Below are 21843 nucleotides of genomic sequence, written 5' to 3' on the forward strand. Positions count from 1 at the left end.
TGCTTCAAATCATTATGATTGAAGACCCTACACATTTGATTCGTCGAAACTTTGTTCAGTTTTCAAAGGTCTACCTTGTTCAGCTGCAAAGCCGAACAACATTTAATATTTTATCGCACGCTTGTCTCAATGTCAACAACTAATTTCATTTAATTGAATCATCAAAGATTAAATCATTAATCCCAACAAGCAGCTTAAATAATATATCATGACATCAAATTAATGTCAACATATTATTTCAAATGAATTTACAATCAAATGTAACGTTCATTTATATTGCCTCACAGGCAACGATAACTAATATACCTTGTTCATTAGTCCACGTCAATAGGAAATTCTAATTTAAAAGGTGTGTTTAAAATCATATAAGCAATTAAAGACTTCAATTGCAGCTAAATCAATATCGTCAAACCGAAAACGTTCTCGCGGCCGATAGCGTTCAAAAATGAATTCACGGCTTGAACGAATATATGTCACCTCACAAAGAGGAATTCCAAACTGTTCAAATATTCTTTTCTGTCTGTTATTAGAATAATCAAGTGTCATTGCTTGAAGCCGTTTAATAATTTTTTCTAAATTTGAAGAGTGCACCCTTCATCCCCCACATTCATTTTAAATAATAAGGGCGAGAAATTTTTCTCACCCTCACCTCTACTTGAACATATAGAATCCAATTATACAAAAACAAGCCTGCTTTTCATTGGAAGTTTTTAAATTTAATTTCACAATGCTAACCGCTTATTGTGTTTTGACAAGCCAGCAAATTTATTTACGATGTTGGACCCGATTTGGCTTAACGATTAAAGCAATTATTCCAGCAAACATCCCAAAATAATACGTTAATAGCCGCCAAAGAAGCATTGCTAAAATCAATTTAGTATTTGAATTAACAAAACTAGCAAATAAAACTGAAAAGCTATACTCTGCTCCTCCTGCACCCCCAGGAATTGGAAATAGCGAAATCACCATAAAAATTAACACATGCAGGCTAACTACCATTATGAAGTTAATATGATGAACACCTAAAGCAAGAAGAATAAAATACGGAATAATGTAGTAGAAAAATAGCTGAGCGATTGTGACAACACATACCCTTGCTAACTTACCATATTCCTTTTTCATTTTTAGACTTTCCTGGTAGAAAGAGTCAATTTTCTCGTTCAACAGAATCTTTATTCTCTCATATCGTTTGGCCTTCATAAATAACGCAAGCGGCTTAATAAGTAGGTTAGTTGCTTTTTTAGTAAAGTGGTACCAATACATCACCATTAATAAGCCAATAATAACAGCCAGGTGAATTGTAAAGCCAAAAACAACTAACAATGCTAAAGCGTGGAGTTTTTCTTCAATATAATGAAAGCCAATTAGCAACGAGATAAGGAAATTTACCACAATCATCGCTTGGAAAACAACAAATTTCATCAGAAGAACCGAACTAGCAATTCCCCCGTCAACACCTGATTGAATCATTGCTACTAATTGTGCGGGCTGCCCTCCTGTTGAAAATGGCGTAATCCCATTAAATAGCTGTTCAATTAGAGGTAACCGAAATGAGTCTTTCCAGGTAAAATCTGGATAGCGATCCTTCATAAATATCTTTACCACAACTCCCTCTAAGCCAAGGTAAAGACAAATACAAATAACCGCGACGAGCATCCATCCCCAATTAATCGTATTAAATTCCTGAATTAAAACATGAAGATTAATGTCGCGTAAGGCATATACAAAAATCCCCACCCCAATCAGGAGCATCATAGCCAGGACGCCCCAATTACGTCGGCTCATTAATTAGCCTCCTTTGCTTGTTGTCGGTAAAAGCGATCCCAAACCTTTGCAAGGTGCTCTTTTGAGTAACGCTTTGAAGTTTCAATTGCTTGTTCCCGTAAGTAATTCAATCTTTCTGGATTATGAGTAAGTTCAACAAGCTTAGTTTGCATCTCATTGACATCCTTAGCTGGTTCATAATCCCCATCAATAATTGAATGGTACAAGTCAAGGTCACGAAGCATTACCGGAGTACCACAACTGAATGCTTCAAGAACTGACATTGGAAAGAGTTCGTTAAATGACGGAAGTAAGAATAAGTCAGCAGCATTATTTAATTCTGCAATCTCTTTTCGACTAACAATTCCCGTAAATAATAGATTCGTTGGTGGATTATCAACGACTTTTTTTAACTCACTATATCCGTCAGTTAGCCGACCAAACGAGAAACCACCTGCCCACACAAACTGAATATCGGGATTCTGTTGAGCTAGTTTAATAAAATCAGGGACTCCCTTTCGTTCCTGAATTTGACCGCTTCCAAGAACCACGAACTTATCTGCTGGCAAATGATACTTTTTCCGATATTCTTGACGAGTTGACTTGTCAACCGGGAAAAAGTTATCTGAATCAACAAAGTTAGGAATATAAGTTACGTGATCACGAGGAATTCCGTAAGCTACCAGCTTATCAATAAAGGACGGATTAACGACAACTAAATGATCCATCCGCTTATAAAAAGCAATTACGTACCGATAAAAGATTCCCCGAAATGGTTGTGGAATTTGCAGACTTCCCTCTAAAGTTTCGGGAAGAAAGTGAACGTAGCCGATTTTCCGTCCCCGCTTTTTAGAAAACGTTGAGAAATAAAAGGGCAGATCAATCGTGTGATAATGACTGATCTGGCTTTTTCGATATTTATTAATCGCGATGTCAAACTGATCGGCAAAGCGAGTTCTTAAAAGATGAATTAATTCTAAGTAAGCACTGCCGACCCCTTGTCCGGCAACCTTATCGGCAGACGAAAACATGGTAATTTTTAACATTGCTTAACTCCTCGATCGATGAAAAAGATTCCGAAACGTACCCCTTGATTGACCAGATTGCTTCTCAGCCATTGTCTCTTGGCAATCACGATAAAATTTAAGGATTCGCTGAGCAAATACTTCAGCAGAAATCTCGTGTAATTTTGCATCACGTTTATCTTGCTCTTCGGGTGTCCGCGGATTATTAAGGTAACGAAGAACACCGTTAACAAGATCAATCCGTTTTTGAAAGCTAACGCCAATGGCTGGATCATCAATTAACTCATCGGTATAATCACTCCGCATTACCACGATCGGTAAATCAGACGCCAATGCTTCATCATATGTCAATCCCTGTGACTCAGAATCAGATGCCGAAACAAAAACATTTGCCATTTGATAGTAGTGATGAACATCATCATTATCAACCTGACCTGTAAATTGAATATGCTCGGTCAAATGGAGGTGGCGAACTTGCCGTTCTAATGTTTCTCTTGCGGGGCCATCCCCAACTATCAGTAATTGAGCATCGGGCTTTTTAGCTAAAATATCCGGCATTGCTTCAATTAAAGTATGAATATTCTTTTCAAACGCAAGTCGACTTAGCGATAACAGGACTGGTGTATCAGGCTTGTACCCCCACTTAGCACGGAGAGCATTCTTTTCCTCAATAGAATCCCGCTGACCATATACCCGTAAGTTAACCCCAGTTGGAATAATCCGAATCGGAGCATCAACATTATAAGCACGCATTGTTTCTAGTACCCGCTCACTTGGTGCTACCACTCCAGAAATGTTATGAAGATAGATATGAGCTAATCTCCCAACATCCTTGGGCTTCAGAATATGGCCATTAGCAATGTAATGAAGATAGTCCTGATACATTGTATGGTAAGTGTGCAAGCACGGGATGTTTAAATGACGAGCAACAACTTTCCCCATTACGCCTAATGAAAATTCAGTCTGGTTATGAACAATATCCAGTTGAAGTTTCTCCGCAATCTTGATTGCACGAAAAGCACCCCGAATCGCAATTCGTCTGTCCGTAAATGACACAAAGGGAATACTTGGGAAACGATAAATACCATTTTCTTCGTCATCGTCCTTTGCTTTTGGATCCGTTGTGGTAAATATATATACTTGATGCCCCTGAGCAATTAGTTCATCACGAAGCGTCTTAATCGACGTCGCAACCCCGCTTACTTGGGGAAAATATGTATCTGTAAAAAGACCTATCTTCAAGCTAATTGCTCCTTTTTCTCTAGTCTCAATCTAAATAATTGCAAGATTATTATACAAAAGCATTTACTAATCCGCAAAAAGGTATCTCGACAATTGTAGACTGTTCAGCCAATAACAACAAGTCTTTTCTATAAACGTTAAGATCATTTAAGGATTTATTCGATAACTTCGGGAACTGTTTGCCGAACTAACTGTTCAACTTCAGAAGCGGTAATTGCATTAAGCGCTTTATGAACCAGTGGCTGTAATTGACGGGTATTAAGTTGATTAATTAGGGAACGAATATGCAAAATGCTGCTGCTATTCATCGAAAACTCGTCTAAGCCCATTGCCATTAATAACGGGGTCGCTAGCGGATTACTTGCCATTTCACCACACATGCTTACCCATTTACCTTCTGCATGAGCGGCATCAATCACGCGCTTAACTAAGCGAAGGATCGCCGGATGTAATTCTTGATAAAGGTAGGCAACACGAGGATTGCCCCGATCAGCCGCAAATAAGTATTGGATTAGATCATTGCTGCCAATACTAAAGAAATCCACCTCGCGAGCAAAAGCATCCGCCATCAACGCACTTGAAGGAATTTCCAGCATCATTCCAACTTCAATATTATCCGCTACTTGAACACCTTCATCTAATAGCCGTTGTCGCTCTTCATCCAAGATTTTTCGTGCTTGCCAAAATTCCTCAACAGTTGCGATCATTGGAAACATAATTGCAAGCCGTCCATATACAGATGAACGGAGAAGTGCCCGCAACTGTGGACGAAGAATTTCAGGTTTGGCTAAACCGATCCGAATTGCCCGAAAGCCAAGAAAAGGATTATTTTCTTGAGGCAGTTTTAACATCCCCAGATTTTTATCGCCACCAATATCAAGTGTCCGAACCACTACTCGTCGTCCTGGCATCTCAGTTAAGAATTGTTTATAAGCCTGTGCCTGCTCTTTTTCACCGGGAAATTGATCACCACTTGCATATAAGAATTCACTCCGAACAAGACCAATTCCTTCAGCCCCGGTTTGCCGAGCATCGAAGACATCAATTGGTGTTCCAACATTAGCTACAACCTTAAAGTGACGTCCATCAGTACTAACAGTCTGTTCATCCTTTAAGGTCCCCCACTCTTGTTGTTCACGATCAAATTGGGCAGCCAATCGCTGGTAATGATCTACCTCCTCTTCTGATGGATTGACAATAACCTTGCCATGAATCCCATCAACGATTAGTAAATCACCATTTTTTATTATATCGGTGGCACTTTCAGTCCCAACAACCGCTGGTAATGACAGTGTTTTGCTCATAATTGTAAAATGAGAAGTTCGACCACCGTCATCAGTAATTAACCCCGCAACAAAGCGCCGATCAAATTGAGCAGTATCAGTTGGGGTAATATTTTGTGCCACAAAGATTGCCCGGTGACTTAACAGAGTTGGATTAGGAAGCTTAACCCCCATTAAATGACTAAGCATTCTTTTAGTAACGTCTTTAAGTGCCGTTGCTCTTGATGAAAGATAGTCATTATCATTCATTTTTTCAAGGACCTTCAGTTGTTCATCCTCGGTTTCTTTAATTGCCCATTCTGCAGTGAAATGCTTACGCTTAACTTTTTCAATAATTTCAGCATGAAGGGACCGATCGTTCAAAATTGCCAGCTGATCATCAACAACCGCAGCTGCTCTTTTACCAAGTGACTTATGAGCATGCTTACGGATTGTTTGAACTTCATTCAGCGTTAAAGCAAAAGAATCATGAAGCCGCTTGACCTCATGATTCTCATTTGCTGAATATTGTTGGTTAACAGATAAATCTGGTCCCACTAACAGGTAGGCAGGAGCAATTGCAATTCCACTACTCGCTGCCAAGCCATTTAAAAGTGTGGACATTAGTCTGTTAAGCCTTCCTTCTTCATTGTTTCAGCAACGGCATCCAAAGCTTCCTTTTCGTCGTCACCCTTAGCAGTAATGGTAACTGAAGCATTTTGACCAACACCGAGTGACATAACACCCATGATGGACTTCAAGTTAACACTCTTACCTTCGTATGAAAGGGTAACATCAGAGTTATACTTAGAAGCTGCTTGAACCAGGATAGTTGCTGGACGAGCGTGAATACCTGTCTCAGATGTAATTGTAAAATCACGTTTTTCCATAATTAATCATTCTCCTTCGAGCATATTAGCAAATTGTCAGTGGCCAAGCCCTGATAATTTCATTGCTTTTATTTTAGCAATTGTAAACTTCAATTACAAGTTCTCTCAACGATTGGTTATCGCTTTTTTAATCGATATGTAAGCGTTCCCCCACGATGGGCTTCTGCTTCAATTTGTGTCCGGTATTGGTAACCATGAAAAATCGGCTGAAACGCTTGAAATTCCTCTGGAGTAATATCAAAATGACTAGTCTTTCCCGAATGCAAGTCATCAAGTTCTTGTTGATAATCTCTTTCTGTCATTTAACCACCTCATTAAAGGATCCCTGACTTTTTCATCACCCTTATTTTAGCATTCATCAATCAAGAGTGCTAAAATTTAATAGAAAGTTTGACTAATTTTTTCTTAAACTGATTCATTTAACTTGCAGTCAAACAAAAAGTAAGTATAATTAACACCAATGGTCAGGAAAGGTCAAAGATAATAATTTCCTTTTCGATGGTCGGATCTATTTTATTAAGGGGGTATTTTTACGGTGCTTTGTCAAAATTGTCATCAGAATCCTGCAACGATCCATTTACAAATGAACCTTAATGGCCAACGAGTTCAACTCGATTTATGTCAAAATTGCTACCAAAAATTACAAAATATGCAAACAAATATGATGAATGGAGGTAACGGAATGAATAATTTCGGTTTTGGAAGCCTCGAAGACTTCATGAATGCCATGAATAATATGCAAAGCCAACAAGCCGCTGGCAACGGTGCTGCTTTTAGCGGTCAAAACCAACGACAAGGCGGTAACGGCGGTCGTGGTAAGGGAATTCTCGGTCAGTACGGTATTAACTTAACTGATCTTGCTCGCCAAGGAAAAATTGATCCAGTTATTGGTCGTGATAATGAAATCAAGCGGGTTATTGAAATCCTTAATCGACGAACTAAGAACAACCCGGTCTTAATCGGTGAAGCCGGTGTTGGGAAGACTGCTGTCGTTGAAGGTTTAGCTACCGCAATTGTTTCCGGTGAAGTACCAGAAAAACTTGCTAACAAGGAAATTATCCGACTCGATGTTGTTTCCCTTGTTCAAGGAACCGGTATCCGGGGACAATTTGAAAAGCGAATGCAACAATTAATGGCAGAAGTCCGGAAGAACAAGAACATTATTCTCTTCATTGATGAAATTCACGAAATCATGGGTGCCGGAAATGCTGAAGGCGGCATGGATGCCGGAAATGTTCTAAAGCCTGCCCTTGCGCGTGGTGACTTCCAACTTCTTGGCGCAACTACTCTTAATGAATACCGGAAGATTGAAAAAGATGCCGCCCTTGCACGGCGTTTCCAACCAGTTGAAGTTAACGAACCTTCAGTTGAAGAAACAATTCGGATCCTTAACGGAATTAAAGGGCGGTATCAAGATTATCACCATGTTAAGTACACCGACGATGCAATCATTGCGGCCGCTAAACTTTCTGACCGCTACATCCAGGAACGGTTCCTTCCCGACAAGGCAATTGACCTGATGGATGAAGCTGGTTCACGGAAGAATCTAACATTGAAGAATGTTGATCCAAATGCAATTGAAAATGAAATTCACACTGCTGAAGCTCACAAGCAACAAGCAGCAGATAATCAAGACTACGAAAAGGCCGCCTTTTATCGTGATCAGGTAAGCAAGCTTGAAAAGGCTAAAAAAGAAGCAGAAGAAAATCATTCTGAAGAGTCCGCAACGGTAACCGTTAAGGATATGCAGGATATTGTTGAAGAAAAAACTAATATTCCTGTCGGTGATCTGCAGAAGCAAGAAGAAAACCAACTTCGGGATCTTGATAAGAAGCTTGACGAACATGTCATTGGTCAAACTGAAGCGGTTGATAAGATTGCTCGGGCAATTCGCCGAAACCGGATTGGTTTAAACAAGTCTGGTCGTCCAATTGGTAGTTTCCTCTTTGTTGGTCCTACTGGTGTTGGGAAGACTGAAACAGCTAAGCAACTTGCTCTCCAGCTTTTTGGTTCTAAAGATTCAATGATCCGTTTTGACATGTCAGAATACATGGACAAGACATCTACCTCAAAGCTTATCGGAGCGGCTCCAGGTTATGTGGGCTATGAAGAAGCTGGTCAATTAACTGAACAAGTTCGTCGTCACCCTTACAGCTTAATCTTGCTTGACGAAGTGGAAAAAGCTCACCCTGACGTTATGCACATGTTCTTACAAATTCTTGACGATGGTCGATTAACTGATTCACAAGGTCGAACCGTTAGTTTCAAGGACACGATTATTATTATGACTTCTAACGCTGGAACTGGCGATGCTCAAGCTAGCGTTGGTTTTGGTGCTGAGTCAACCGGAAGTACTCACTCAATCATTGATAAACTGACCAACTACTTTAAGCCAGAATTCTTGAACCGGTTTGATGACATCGTTCAGTTCAATGCCCTCAGCAAGGATAACTTAATGAAGATTGTTAACCTGATGATCAGTGATGTTAACAAGATGTTAGCTGACCGTGACTTATCAATCACCGTTCCTGAAGATGTTGATGAGAAGTTAGTTGATCTAGGATTTGATCCAAAGATGGGGGCTCGTCCTCTTCGTCGGGTAATTCAAGAACAAATCGAAGATCGGATCGCTGACTATGTTCTTGATCACAATGACGCGCACGAACTTGCCGCACAATTGGATAAAGACGGTAACATTACCGTTGTCGCTACACCAAATGCAGATAAATAACATTTAAATTATTGATGAAAAGAGGCAGGAAAAATTTTACTTTTCCCTGCCTTTAATATTTACTAGTAGTCTCCGAACTTCCAAAGTCTAATCGTGGAAATCCAAACAGGCTCTTGAATGGGTTAATTTCCAGTTTCTTTCTATCTTTACAGTTTGTTAACTTGTTCATCACAGAGGTTTCACCTTATCAATGCTATAATAAAGAGTAAATATAGTTGACGGGGTGAAAAGGATGGAAGATAAGTTCAAAACAGGAAACCCAATTTGGGTCTACTACACAAATATTGATACTGGAGAAAATCTGGTGGTCCCCCAACTTTTACGGGGATTTCTCGGAGAAAAATATTCTGTCGAAAAGAAGCAATTCGATGGTTACCAATTTATCAAAAATGAGGGTGAATTAACCGGAAAATTTGATGATCAGCCACATAGCATTCACGTTTATTACCGGAATAAGAACTGGGGTGAAGTAGAATCAATCGAAATGTACCTTCACCTCGATGCGGTTACTGCGGTATATGATATGCCAAACGGGATGCAAGTCGGTACGCCTTTCCCGGACGATATTGTTTTGAAAGCTTTTCACCGTGTTGCAACGAAATCAGGCGAATTTTGGTACGAAATCGGTAGTGATCAATGGGTAAAATACGACAAAATGACAATTGTGGATAACCCATTTAAGACTGAAGATAAAGATTTCCAATCTAAGCTCGCTGACAACATGGCAGTCATCCCAATGAAAAAGACAAAAGCAGTGATTGATTACCTCCCAGGAAAAGCAATTGATGCTTTTAATAAACCATATGGTGATAAAGTTAGTGAAATTAAGGATGGTCAAGAACTCACGATCACTGGTAAGATGAGTGATAATGATGAGATCATCTGGTATAAGCTTGATAATGGAACATTTATTACCGGTAATTACGTCAAATTGGAGGATCAAAATGAAGACTAATCAACAAACCATCGCGGTCGTCGGTGTTGGTAATATGGGTTCCGCAATTATCAAGGGGCTTATAAATACAAGACAGTTTAAGATTATTGGTGAAAATCCAATTAACCCTCGTGTTACCTCTCTCGGACAAGAGCTTGGCTTTACCGTTGTAAACAATAATCTTGATGTCATCAAAGCAAACCCTGACTTTGTTGTTCTTACTACCCCTGCACCAATTACCTTGAAAATTGCTCAGGAACTAAGCCAACTTCCCGCTTCAACAACTGTTATTTCGGCGGCTGCTGGTGTTTCATTGGAGAAATTACAATCAGTAATTGCTGATGCTACTGTGGCTGCAATGATTCCAAACACCCCGGTTGCTGTTAATGCCGGGACAATCGGACTAACTCTCCCTGAAGAAATTACTGAAGAAAATACAAATAAAATCATTACTTTTCTTGAGCTCTTAGGAGATGTGATTCCCGTTAGCGAGGATCAGCTAGAGATTGTTGGCGTTATTGGCGGTTGTGGTCCAGCATTTGTCGATGTTTTCATGGATGCCATGAGTGATGGTGCCGTTGCAAATGGTATGGGACGGCAAACAGCTTATCGTTTAATTTCCAGTATGGTTAAAGGCACTGGAAAACTAGCATTTGATACTAAGAAGCTCCCGGCTGAACTTCGTGATCAGGTGACTTCCCCAGCCGGCACGACAATTAAAGGTGTAATGGCCCTAGAAAAAAACCAGTTCCGTTATGCAGTAATTGATGCGATTAATAAGGCAGCTGGAAAATAAAAAACGCAAATAATTTTAAAATAGTAATCCCGTCACTAACCTGCTAAATGGCTAGTGGCGGGATTGTTTATGTTTTGGGCTAAATAATTGTCGAGAAATTGTTAGCTTTCCGCAAGTTCTCAGCAACATAGTTAAGATCTGCTCGCCAGGGAATTGATAGTGCTACCAACCTCCCTCCCAGATTCTTTCAGCATCCAGTCAGGAGAAATTGTTATTCCTAATGCAGCAAAGCCAAAATCTGCTCGCCCTAACCTTCCTCGAGCTAACGACCTCCACCTCCGACGACGAAACGTCGTTCGGTGGAGAAATCGTTAGCCACCGGAAGGTTTTAACTGGCTCGCACTCTTTAATTATTTACCTCATCCTCGCCTTCGGGACTTTGCGGGTAATCAAGGTCAGCGTAATGGTGGTTAGCTTGTTTTTGGGCTGTTGATTGACTAGTGTAAAAGACATTATCGGTTGTTACATTATCACCATTGGCTGAGACAATAACAGGAGTCTGTTTACCATTAATAGTTTCATGGTGCAGGAGGTAGAACTGTCCCTTGTTCTCAGTATCACACCAACCACGAATATTTAACCAATTTTGATTATGAGCATTAACAAACTTTGCACTCTGCCAGGTTTGGGTTTGCTTTTGAACTGATTTGTTCTTTGCATCTGGACTTGAAAGGAAGTCAGGATATTGCTTATATAACCATGACTTAGTTGAATTATTATTCGTAGAGATAGTAATTGTATGCTCACGAATCGTTAGTACAGTTTGTTGGTTACCATCAGCTGAATACCAAACGCCACGCATTGACTTTGGAGTGGTAAAGACTGCTTGACGACCAAATTCATGGTTTGCAGCGTCATTCCGTCCTGAACGTTCGTCATATACCTTGCTTTGCTTTGTCAGTTTTTGAACCTTACTTGCTTGACTGTGCTGGTTAATGTAGTAAACCATATCGTTTTGGCTAACCGTTCCCAGCTTCTTCGCCTTTTGACCCTTCTTAACATTTTCATAGATGTTAATACTGCCATCATCATTTAATGTGTAGGCAACATCAGCAGAATTCTTTTCTGGTGTCGCGTTATAAAGGATTCCGGAACCATCTTCACCAGTAGCTCCAGGATTATCTAATCGGTAATCACTCGTATCGTAAAGGTTCGTCCGTAGTCCACTATTTTTCGCACTATTAGCAACTTTGGCCCAGTCACCACCGTATTTCTTACTACTGTAAATCGTTACTAAGCTGCTAACTTCTTGTGGTGGCATATTCGTCGAATCAAGGTTAACTTTTTGATTATTAGTGATTGCAGAGCTTCCTGATGAACCCGATGAAGAATTAGAATTTGCTGACTGAGCACCGCAGCCCGCCAACAATAACGCCAAACCAACAACAGATAATTTTCCTATTAATTGCTTATTAACCACGTTTAACACTCCAATCCTCTTTTTTACGATAATAACCAATCAAAAACATAATGATAATTATCAATTGATTTATTATACATCACTATTTATACGCCTATATCTTAACCTTTTGCAGGATAAAAAAGCAACTAATAACCTTTCGTCTAATTAAATTATTTATATAAAATAAGCCACAGCATCAAATATTAGACACTGTGACTTATTTCTGTATTGTTTACTCAATTAAGTTGAGAGTTCCCTTAAAATCAATAATACGCTTGACTTAACGTAGAAGATCTGCTCGCCAGGAACTTGCTAGAAATAACGATTCCTAGGCAACTGAGTCGAAATGTGCTCGCCCTAACCTTCCTCGAGCTAACGACCTCCACCTCCGACGACGAAACGTCGTTCGGTGGAGAAATCGTTAGCCACCGGAAGGTTTTAACGGGCTCACACTCTCTTTCCTTAGTCCCTTCTCAATTGCATTCTATCGTTAAAGAACTTAGAAAGAAGAACAACAATAACCATTGTAACTCCCCAAATAATCCACCAAGTGCTCGAAGAACCAAGGATTGTCCAAAGAGTACTATTAGGTCCGATCCATTCATTATGCTGGTAGTCAATATTAAGGCTCATCATTACCCTAACAAGTGCAATTAAGAAAAGAATAAATAGGATCGGTAAGCCAATACCGACAATCCACTTCCAGGTTCGATTAAGCAAGCCAAAACCATTACCAATCATTTGAAGAATTAATACGCTAGAAAGAAGGACTAATAATTGCATCCCCATCGCCTGCCAACTTGCTAGCGGGTGCTCAAACAAGCTTAATAAGTTATTAACCACCCAAACTCCGATAGTAGCAAGAACCAAGGCAATCAGCCGCCCCCACCAAAGGGTCTTTCGTGAAATTCCATTTTGGATCGTCCACTTAAAATCATCATAAGCAGTGATTAAGAAATAACCGAGTAAAATCATTGTGAATACTGGCGGTAATACTCCTGGAATACCTTGTAAGCTAACAAGAAATGAATCAATACGATGATCTATTAGCAATTCAACAAGACATCCCAAAAAGACTACTCCGACAGCCCAAACAGCAGCAACAGCTAACGCCCAACCGAGACGATGAAAAACATTGGTAATTACTAATCGTTGTTCATGACTAAGCATCTTTTTGTTGACCCCCATTCGTTAAGTAGATAAATAAGTGCTGTAAATCATAGTGTCCGACCTGAACTTGATCAGGAAGGATCCGATCTTCTGGCAACTGATCAAAGACATGAGCCGTGCGGATACTTCCCAAGTCGGTTGTTGAAAGGACGTTCAACCCTTCAGTATACTGATCAACTAATTTTGCCGGACCTGAAATATCGTACGCCCGGTCCAATAAACTTTGAACATTGTCATCTTCAAGGACTCGATGATGATCAATTAGAATTACGTGTTCAACCAGCTGTTGAATTTCATCAATTAAGTGAGTTGACAAAACGATTGTCCGCGGCCGCTTTTGGTATGACTTAATTAATTCTTGATAGAAGATTTCACGGTGGTTAGCATCTAATCCTAATACCGGTTCATCAAGAAAAATATAATCAGCATCAACGTTTAGTGCCAAGCTAATCTTAGCAGCGGTTTTCTGACCAGTAGAAAGTTTAGCAAATTTTTGATTACCATCAAGTTCAAACTGTTTAAGCATTCGTTCAGCGTTTTGATAATCGAAATTACCGTATGCACCGTCAGCAAGGTCAAACATTTGGTTAATCTTAACTTGTTTATAGTAAAGGTTATCTTCTCCAATAAGGAAAATCTGGTCCAAAGTTTGATCAGTGTTAACTTCCTGATCGCCTAACTTAATCGAACCAGATGTCGGAAAGATCCGGTTACTAATTAAGTTTAAGAGGGTCGATTTCCCTGCCCCGTTTCGACCGAGCAAGCCATAAATTTTTGCCGGCTCTAAAGTAAATGAAACATCATCAAGAATTACCCGACGACCAAATTTCTTTGATAAATGACTAATCTTTAATTGTTCCATCATGCTCACCCCACTCAATTAATTCGACTAAATGTTGCTTATTAATTCCTAATTTATGTGCTTCCACAAGGAGAGTTTTGACATAATCCTTATAGAAACTTTCTTTACGCTCTTCCATAATCTTTTGTCGAGCCCCCGTTCGTACAAACATTCCGCGTCCACGGTGCTTTTCAATCAACCCTGCATCAACTAGGATATTCATCCCTTTCAAAACCGTTGCTGGATTAATATGTAATTGTTGGGAAAGCTGGGTAGTTGATGGTACCTGGCTCCCTTCGTCAAAGCCACCGGTAAAAATCATTTCTTCCAATTGACTTGCTATTTGTTGGTATAACGGTGTTGACTCGTTAAAGTGAAATTGCAAAAAATCATCTCCTTAACAGCCAATTAGTTATATGGTTGATTGCTTATGTAACTAACTATATAGGATCCTTAAAACTTTTGCAAGTTTAAATAAAAAATAGTTTAATAATTACTAATATTATGAAGTGGTGTCAAAAAATGACAATTACCAGTGATCCAATGTTTGGGATGGTAATGGAAAATAAGGAAATTTGTCTTGATAATCAAGATATCAAACAACGCTTAATGAAGTCATTTAACTTAACTGCTGAACAGGCTGTCCAAGCGGTACAAAACAAATAGTTTATATTCTTTAAAACTTAAAAAATCCTGTAGGCGTATTATAAAGTACCCTCCAGGATTTTTAAGATCTATTAATAAAACATTACAAAAAGCTATTATTCTCCCTGTTCATCCTTCACCGGATGCTCAATCCGATAAATATCAAACATATATTCAACGACAGTCTTAAGAACTGCATAGAATGGAATACAAAGAATCATCCCGGCAATTCCAGCAATGTGTCCCGCAGCAAGCAAGAGGACAATGATTGTTAGTGGATGAATCTTAAGGGTCTTACCGATAATATTTGGATAGATAATATTACCATCAACCTGTTGAACAATCAGAACAACGACAATTACCCAAATTAATTTATCCGGGGCCATTGTCAATGAAACAAATAGTGCTGGGGCAATCCCAATATATGGACCAACATAGGGGATGATGTTACACAAACCAGCGACAATTCCCAGGACAAGTGCTAATGGTTCGTGAATAATCAGATAACCAATTGAAGTAAAGACGCCGACGAAGAGACATTCAATCACTTGTCCGGCAATGTATGACGACAAGGTGTTGTTCATCTTGCCAAGTAACTGGTTAACTTCCTTAGCATGGTGTGGTGAAAGCCACTTTTGAATGGCAGGAACTAGTTTTGAGCCATCCTTTAACATGTAGAAAAGCATCACCGGAACCGTAATGGTAACAACGGTAATGTTAGTAACCATTCCAATAATATCGCCCACTCGTTCAGAAAGTCCTTTTAGAATCTTCTGCGCATAAGCGGCCAATTGGTGATCAAATTGACGATAATAGGCGTTAAGATCCACATGTTTCAAGGGTGAATGTTTAATTGTATCGTTCATTAAACTCTGTAACCCGCTAACTGTTTGTGGTAAATGATTAACTAATTGGCTAATTTCCTTTACTACTGGCGGAATCAATGCAGAAATCCCCCAAACAATAATCAGAATTAGCAAGACGACAATCAATAAACTAGCTACACCACGATTTATGCGGAACTTACCGATCTTAATCTTCACAATTAAGTTTAAGATTGGATTCAGCATGTAGTATAAGAATCCTGATAACAGTAATGGAACAAAGACCACTGATAGGAATGTCCAAAATGGCTTAAAAATAAACTGAATTTTGGTACAAACAAAGATTAGTGTCGCAATTGTCAAAAAAACGATCGGCCAAAACAGCCAATGATAAAATTTTTCTCGATTCATTATCATAATCCTAACATTCACAAAATAAAAGGACACCTCGTAAAAGCAGGTGCCACAACATCCCCTCTACCATACACTAAGGAAGTTTGATTGTAAATGAGAAAAATAATTCATTTCTTTCCATTAGCAATCATAACCTTGAAATTCGTATCTGTAGTACTACTTACTTCATCGTCTTAACAACATAGTGCTTTCCTGCCGTGACATCGTACTGAACAAGACGGTAATCATGAAGCAGTTCTTTTTGCTTTTTCGTTAGTTGGTTTTCTTTAAGGATCTTGCCTTTTTGTGTGATAAAGCGACTATTACTATTGTAGGCATTCACATTACCGCTTGCCTGAACATCCTCGGTAATCACCGGCAGCTGTTCGTAGACTCGTGTCAGCAAAGCCTGATACCAGTTAACCTTAGAGTTGGTTTGCTTAGCTGCCATCGCAATAAAATCGTTGGGCGCAACGTAAGCTGTCTTCTGCTTATAGTTTCGCGCACCATGTTCTCGTGCATACCGATTAGAATAAATGAAATAATCTGTTTCATGAAGTTTGAGCCCATCCTTAGTCATCTCATTACCGTAGATTCCTGGTAAGTGATCCCCATAAAAGACAACCGTAATCGGCTTTTTAATTTGGTCAATTGCAGTAATGAATTGTTTCATCGCTTCATCAGTATGGTGGATCCCAGTAGCAAAATCATTTACCGACGACTTATCAGTACCGGCAGAAACCTTTGTCGCCTGATATTTGCTAATTTCATTGTAAAAGTGCTGATTATACGGGAAGTGATTCTGCATTGTTACCAGATTAATGAACCGACCACCATGATAATTCATTAATTGATCTAATACATTTTGGTAAGAAGTCTGATCGGAAAGGTATGGACTACGATCAATCTTTTTCTGATGACGAATTGGATACTTACTTCCCAAATAGAGGAAGCGATCAATGCCAAACTTCCGGTAAACCTCGGTACGGTTATAAAAGGCACCGTTGTAGGGATGGATTGCGATTGCTGACTTAAATTGCTGAGCGATTGATGGATTGTTTTTCAAATTATTAACCAATTGGGTATATGGAGTTGGTAAAGTTGGCGAAAAATTAGTTAACGCAAACCCGGTTAATGCCATGTACTCCATGTTGGCCGTTCCACCACCATAGCCCGAGCTAATCATTAAGCCACCAGTATTTTGTTTACTAAGCTTAGTAATGTATGGTATAGGGTTGTTCTTCAATTGCACCCCGGGAACTCGTTGGGGATTAGCAAAGCTTTCACTCAAATTAAAAATAATCGTTTGCTTGCTAAACGAGTTTGTCCGCTGACGGTTAATCTGTTGAGCATCCAAGTGGTACTTATGAACAATCGCAGCCATCGTCTGTTGAGAATACCCAACTGGCTTGACCATTACCGTAACGTCGATGTTATTCATAAACTGAAGTAACGGCCCATTAATTCTTGCCCCACTTAACTGGTTATAAAACATCGGCTGATCATCAATTGAGGTCATCAAGTTATTAAAGGGAGTATTTTGATGGTTCCACAAAAACGCTGTCGCAAATAAGCATGGTGCAAGAAGGACAAATAGCAACCGGTGCGTTATCCCCCCCACTGCGTTTCTTAGGGGATAAGTTTTCTCTAGCCAAACAGTTACCGCAATCAAGATTACTAAAGTTACCAGGGCAGCCACCCAGACAACCCCATCAACCATACCAAATAAATTTTTGGCGACCCGCACCATCGCGAAATCTGCAGGAAGGATTGGTTCGTTTCGGGCAACAATCTTTTCATGGTTAGCCACAACAAAAACTGCACTGATTGCAATAACACTAATCAGCCCGACCCAGTAGCGATTAGTCAAGGCCTGAATAAACTTTATAACCGCAAAAATCAAGAATGCTGTAAAGAGTAATAGTAGTTCCCGTTGACCAAAAGTGTAAGCAAAAATATTGTAAGTTGCGTCAACGTTGGGACTTACGGAAAAGCCGTCATTCATTAATAGCATCGAAAGAGCTGCGATTAGGTAGGAGATAATCCCCAGAATAATGTTTGGCATCCAGGAATTAAGCCGCTGTTTTATTACTTGAAACTGTTTGTCAGCGGATTGGCTAGTGAACCGATCAATTTGCTGAAGGTGACGCTTAGCAAATTTGCTCGTTGATAATCCACACCAAACGTAGGAACATGCTAAGGCAAAAAGGAGAAAAATAATCGTAATCATTCCCGCCTTTAAGCTGCCATAAGCGTTGTGAAGTTTCACGATGAGTTGGACGCTTGCCAGTAATACCGTATTCTCAATTAACGTTAAGTAGGAATACAATGATCGCCAATTGGGCTTTCCTAAGTGATTCACTGTCATTTTGACAATTCCATAAGCGGTTAAAACGGTGAAAATATTAGTTGGCGTTGTAAAGCGACCTGCTGTCTGCCCATCAATACTCATAAATGGCATGATCCCTTGAAGGATAATCATACTCAATAAACTTAAGCCAGTAATAAGAAGCCACTTTTGATGATGACTTTCCTGCTTAACATTAGCACCAAGGACAAACAGTAACGCATAAAATAATGTTAAGTGGTTACTCGTCCATCCCCAAATATTCGGTGTCCAAAAGAGCGAGACAATCATAAGGAGCCAAATACCAATCAAAGTCGGTCGTCGCCGAATGAATCGTTGATCATTAATTACTGCAGTCAGAATTAATCCTAGTAAGCTTCCAAAGATCAGTGGATAAGTATTACGCAATAACGGAAAAGCTGCATTAAAGAAGTCGGTATGAAAGACTGTGACCTTTGCCAGCTGGTTGGTGCTAAGTGCCACTAATACACTAGCCAGGACACCCAAGACTAAAGTGTTCAGCCACGCCTTAATGATTGTTGACTCACGATGACTCTTTTGTGATAGAAAATATCCTAACAGTAAAATCAGAATGTCAGAGCCAAGCAATGTTAAGCCCTTGAAAATTTCAAACGCACTAGTATGAAGACTAGCATTACTGTAACTCGCTATATGCGGTCCGAGTTGCCAATACACCTGGGCAATCCCAACCCAGAACATCAGCGCAACCCAAACTAGATTACTTTTTAATCGATACATGATTTTCTCCCCTAAAATAATATCTTCCCCATTTTAATATAGACGGTGGAGAGATACAAAAATAGTATACAAAAGACCTGTAATAGCAACACTAAATGCTGTTATTACAGGCCTTTTCATGGTTATAAATGCTGACTAGAGTCGCTGTTTTGTAGTAGTTAAAGTATTGATACGACAGCATTCAACTCTAAATGTGTTAAGGTTTTGTGCTAAAAGCATGGTCAGAAACTATGGTCAAAAGCTGGTGTGACGGGGAAGAGCGCAGATTAAATTTATTCCCCCACTTGATGTTTTTTCAAATATTCTGCCACTTTTAACATGACTTCTTCTGAATCGGGAGAATTAGTAACATCTAAAACCATTTGACCAGCTTCAATTCCTTCAAAGTGAAGAGTTATTCCATTCAGGATTAAAAATACTTTGGCAGCTTCAAATGCTGTCCGTTTATTTCCATCAGCAAAGAGATGCTTTTTAGTAATCTTTTGCAGATAGTAGGCCGCTTTTAACCAGACGGTTGGGTAAGCCTCACGTCCAAAGAAAACTTGCTTGGGCGCTTCAACAACACTATTTAACCCGTTATTATCCAATACGCCGATTGAACCTTCACCAGCACGGCGAATGATTCGTCGGTTGATTTCAATTAGATCTTCTTCAGTTAAATATTCCATGATTACTTATCCTTTAGGAAGTCCAATATTGCTTGATCTTCATCTAGACTCTGATCCAAAACTTCAGAAAAATGATCATGGGATTTATTATCGGTATCAGTAGCCTTAATCACAACACTGCCATCATGAGAATTAAAGGTTACATTAATCTTGTCGTTTACTTTGAGCCCAGCTGCATCCATAATATCTTTACTAATCCGCACAGCACTAGAATTACCTGATTTGAAAATTTTAGTTGGTGACTTAATAACCATAATCAAGGCTCCTTTCATTTCGTATATACATTTTCATTATATAATATATACGTAAATTTATCTACATAAATACTTTTTAACACATTTTAACACGCAACTATCCTTGCTACACCAGCAATTCAGGCACTTTAACCATTCAAAAATTGTCTACCAACATCCGCCCGTGTTAACAAACGTGTTAAAATAGCGCCATTTAAGTAACAAAGAAACCTGTAACGTCAACGATAATCGCTGGTATTACAGTCTTACGTGTTCTTTGTGGTACCCACTACAGCTCCAGCAATATCTACATAATTTTAATCAACAAAAGTCCAAGTAACATTAATTAACTCTCCTTTATTACTCTTTTATTGCATTTTGTTACATAAGTTGCAAAACCCACCGTTTTAATTGCTAAATATTTACATTAATATTTCAACTATGTTACAATATAGATATTGAAAGGAAACAACAACGTTAAAATTAACGTTGCCGGAGGGAGTGCTATTACTATGAAGATGAGTAAGAAAGTTTTAAATAGTTCACTTGTTATTTTACTTGCGCTAGGTCTAGGCGGTTGTGCTGTAGGTAGTTCTACAACCACATCACATAAGACCCACGAAGCATCAAGCTCACAAGTAGTTAAACAAAGCCATAAGAAGAGTGAAAAGTCAGCTTCAACCAGTGCTAAAACTGCAGCTGCTACTAACCACTCAGCAAATACAAACGTTGCATCTTCAAGTAGTAGCACAAGTTCCGCTAAGAACGTAACGACCACTGCGCCTGCAAATACAACTAACAATAGTGCTAACCAGCAAGTTACTGCTCCAGCTAAGGTTGCTAGTTCATCAAGCAGCGTTAAGGAACAAAAATCAGTTCAACTTGGTCTAGGTGATGTCGCAACTTGGACTGATTCTGAAGGGATTACCCACAATGTTGATAGCGATGGGATGGATCGTTACACTACCAAGGGAAGCTCCCAAGTTCAATACAAGGACTGGTCAGGGGCATTACCAAGTGAAGTTACGGTAAGTCATAACGAATAATTAAAATAGTGGAAATAGCATTCTTTCACAAAAAGAGGAGTCAACAATTAGCGTTGATTCCTCTTTTTATATTCTAATCATCAATTTCTTGTATAACAAAAAGGCTGCCAATCCAGACAACCTTCTAGATTATATTTAATTATAGACAATGACCATTAACATCAAAGTAATATTCCCTGTATTCACCATTCCACGGAGCATAATGCCAGCCATTAGCTACCATTTCCCCACTAGCATCAAAATAATACCAAGCACCATTAATCCACAACCATTCATCTTCTGCTCGCGTACCATCTGCTTTAGAATATGTCCATGTAGGATATTGATTATTACCATTGCTTGTTGAATGCCAACTATTTGTTACATAGTGTCCATTGACATCAAAATAATACGAATTTCCCTGTCCATACCATGGAGCATAGTGCCAGCCATTGGCTACCATTTCCCCACTAGCATCAAAATAGTACCATGATCCATTGATCCATAACCATTCACTTTCTGCTCGCGTACCATCAGCCTTAGAATATGACCAGTCATATCTCGGGTATGCATTCTTTCCATTATCATACGAATGCCAGCTATTTGTTGCATAGTGTCCATTGACATCAAAATAATACGAATTTCCTTGTCCATACCATGGAGCATAGTGCCAGCCATTGTTTACCATTTCCCCACTAGCATCAAAATAGTACCATGATCCATTGATCCATAACCATTCACTTTCTGCTCGCGTACCATCAGCCTTAGAATATGACCAGTCATATCTCGGGTATGCATTCTTTCCATTATCATATGAATGCCAGCTATTTGTTGCATAGTGTCCATTGACATCAAAATAATACGAATTTCCTTGTCCATACCATGGAGCATA

The 21843-nt window shown here is 39.3% G+C and carries 20 protein-coding genes and 1 pseudogene; 5 read left to right on the forward strand and 16 right to left on the reverse strand.

Annotation, left to right across the window (positions count from 1 at the left end; translation table 11 throughout):
- Positions 1–342 precede the first annotated feature (342 nt).
- The 7 genes from MR181_RS08600 to MR181_RS08630 form a co-directional block, all read right to left on the reverse strand.
- A complete protein-coding gene (locus MR181_RS08600; protein WP_191912027.1) occupies positions 343–591 on the reverse strand; it encodes a YkuJ family protein in 249 nt (82 codons plus the stop codon).
- Positions 592–765: 174 nt separating this feature from the next.
- Entirely contained in the window at positions 766–1785 is a 1020-nt protein-coding gene (locus tag MR181_RS08605) for a lysylphosphatidylglycerol synthase transmembrane domain-containing protein (protein ID WP_242337101.1), read from the reverse strand.
- Entirely contained in the window at positions 1785–2810 is a 1026-nt protein-coding gene (locus tag MR181_RS08610; RefSeq protein WP_242337104.1) for a glycosyltransferase family 4 protein, read from the reverse strand. Before MR181_RS08610 ends, MR181_RS08605 begins: the two co-directional genes overlap by 1 nt.
- Positions 2811–2813: 3 nt before the next feature.
- Complete coding sequence (locus MR181_RS08615; protein ID WP_242337107.1) at positions 2814–4031, reverse strand: glycosyltransferase family 4 protein; 1218 nt, start codon at positions 4029–4031, stop codon at positions 2814–2816.
- Between the two features lie 155 nt (positions 4032–4186).
- A complete protein-coding gene (ptsP, locus tag MR181_RS08620) occupies positions 4187–5917 on the reverse strand; it encodes a phosphoenolpyruvate--protein phosphotransferase (RefSeq protein WP_242337110.1) in 1731 nt (576 codons plus the stop codon).
- Complete coding sequence (locus MR181_RS08625; RefSeq protein WP_003716808.1) at positions 5917–6183, reverse strand: phosphocarrier protein HPr; 267 nt, start codon at positions 6181–6183, stop codon at positions 5917–5919. Before MR181_RS08625 ends, ptsP begins: the two co-directional genes overlap by 1 nt.
- 116 nt (positions 6184–6299) lie before the next feature.
- Entirely contained in the window at positions 6300–6485 is a 186-nt protein-coding gene (locus tag MR181_RS08630; protein WP_242337113.1) for a hypothetical protein, read from the reverse strand.
- A 233-nt stretch (positions 6486–6718) separates the two neighbouring features.
- Between MR181_RS08630 and MR181_RS08635 the strand changes: the two genes are divergently transcribed.
- The 3 genes from MR181_RS08635 (at position 6719) to proC (ending at position 10644) form a co-directional block, all read left to right on the forward strand.
- Positions 6719–8914: an ATP-dependent Clp protease ATP-binding subunit gene (locus MR181_RS08635; protein WP_242337116.1), complete on the forward strand. Its 2196-nt coding sequence runs from the start codon at positions 6719–6721 to the stop codon at positions 8912–8914.
- A 232-nt stretch (positions 8915–9146) separates the two neighbouring features.
- Entirely contained in the window at positions 9147–9869 is a 723-nt protein-coding gene (locus MR181_RS08640) for a MucBP domain-containing protein (protein ID WP_242337119.1), read from the forward strand.
- The gene (gene proC / locus MR181_RS08645; protein ID WP_242337122.1) at positions 9859–10644 is read left to right on the forward strand and encodes a pyrroline-5-carboxylate reductase; all 786 of its coding nucleotides are present in this window, start codon (positions 9859–9861) and stop codon (positions 10642–10644) included. Before MR181_RS08640 ends, proC begins: the two co-directional genes overlap by 11 nt.
- 346 nt (positions 10645–10990) lie before the next feature.
- Here proC and MR181_RS08650 read toward each other — a convergent pair whose 3' ends face one another.
- The 4 genes from MR181_RS08650 to MR181_RS08665 form a co-directional block, all read right to left on the reverse strand.
- The gene (locus tag MR181_RS08650; protein ID WP_146001919.1) at positions 10991–12064 is read right to left on the reverse strand and encodes a hypothetical protein; all 1074 of its coding nucleotides are present in this window, start codon (positions 12062–12064) and stop codon (positions 10991–10993) included.
- Between the two features lie 444 nt (positions 12065–12508).
- The gene (locus tag MR181_RS08655; RefSeq protein WP_242337125.1) at positions 12509–13216 is read right to left on the reverse strand and encodes a hypothetical protein; all 708 of its coding nucleotides are present in this window, start codon (positions 13214–13216) and stop codon (positions 12509–12511) included.
- Complete coding sequence (locus MR181_RS08660) at positions 13209–14081, reverse strand: ABC transporter ATP-binding protein (protein ID WP_242337128.1); 873 nt, start codon at positions 14079–14081, stop codon at positions 13209–13211. Before MR181_RS08660 ends, MR181_RS08655 begins: the two co-directional genes overlap by 8 nt.
- On the reverse strand, positions 14059–14442 hold the full coding sequence (locus tag MR181_RS08665) for a GntR family transcriptional regulator (RefSeq protein WP_242337131.1): 384 nt from the start codon (positions 14440–14442) through the stop codon (positions 14059–14061). Before MR181_RS08665 ends, MR181_RS08660 begins: the two co-directional genes overlap by 23 nt.
- A 137-nt stretch (positions 14443–14579) precedes the next feature.
- Between MR181_RS08665 and MR181_RS08670 the strand changes: the two genes are divergently transcribed.
- Positions 14580–14723, forward strand: coding sequence for a hypothetical protein (locus MR181_RS08670; RefSeq protein ID WP_191911474.1), 144 nt, complete (start codon positions 14580–14582; stop codon positions 14721–14723).
- 95 nt (positions 14724–14818) lie between these two features.
- Here the strand turns inward: MR181_RS08670 and MR181_RS08675 are convergent, their stop codons facing one another.
- The 4 genes from MR181_RS08675 to MR181_RS08690 all read right to left on the reverse strand — a co-directional run bounded on the left by MR181_RS08675 (position 14819) and on the right by MR181_RS08690 (position 19947).
- Entirely contained in the window at positions 14819–15937 is a 1119-nt protein-coding gene (locus MR181_RS08675) for an AI-2E family transporter (protein ID WP_242337134.1), read from the reverse strand.
- A 163-nt stretch (positions 15938–16100) separates the two neighbouring features.
- Positions 16101–19025, reverse strand: coding sequence for an LTA synthase family protein (locus MR181_RS08680; RefSeq protein ID WP_242337137.1), 2925 nt, complete (start codon positions 19023–19025; stop codon positions 16101–16103).
- A 272-nt stretch (positions 19026–19297) separates the two neighbouring features.
- Positions 19298–19693, reverse strand: coding sequence for a type II toxin-antitoxin system death-on-curing family toxin (locus MR181_RS08685; RefSeq protein WP_242337140.1), 396 nt, complete (start codon positions 19691–19693; stop codon positions 19298–19300).
- A gap of 2 nt (positions 19694–19695) precedes the next feature.
- Positions 19696–19947: an AbrB/MazE/SpoVT family DNA-binding domain-containing protein gene (locus MR181_RS08690; RefSeq protein WP_242337143.1), complete on the reverse strand. Its 252-nt coding sequence runs from the start codon at positions 19945–19947 to the stop codon at positions 19696–19698.
- A 491-nt stretch (positions 19948–20438) separates the two neighbouring features.
- Here MR181_RS08690 and MR181_RS08695 point away from each other — a divergent pair, with 491 nt between their 5' ends.
- Positions 20439–20972, forward strand: coding sequence for a hypothetical protein (locus MR181_RS08695; protein WP_242337146.1), 534 nt, complete (start codon positions 20439–20441; stop codon positions 20970–20972).
- A gap of 139 nt (positions 20973–21111) precedes the next feature.
- On the opposite strand, the pseudogene MR181_RS08700 reads toward MR181_RS08695, so the two are convergent.
- A pseudogene (locus tag MR181_RS08700) lies at positions 21112–21843 on the reverse strand (hypothetical protein); the annotation flags it as partial.

Source organism: Limosilactobacillus urinaemulieris (genome assembly GCF_932750685.1).
GTDB lineage: Bacteria > Bacillota > Bacilli > Lactobacillales > Lactobacillaceae > Limosilactobacillus > Limosilactobacillus urinaemulieris.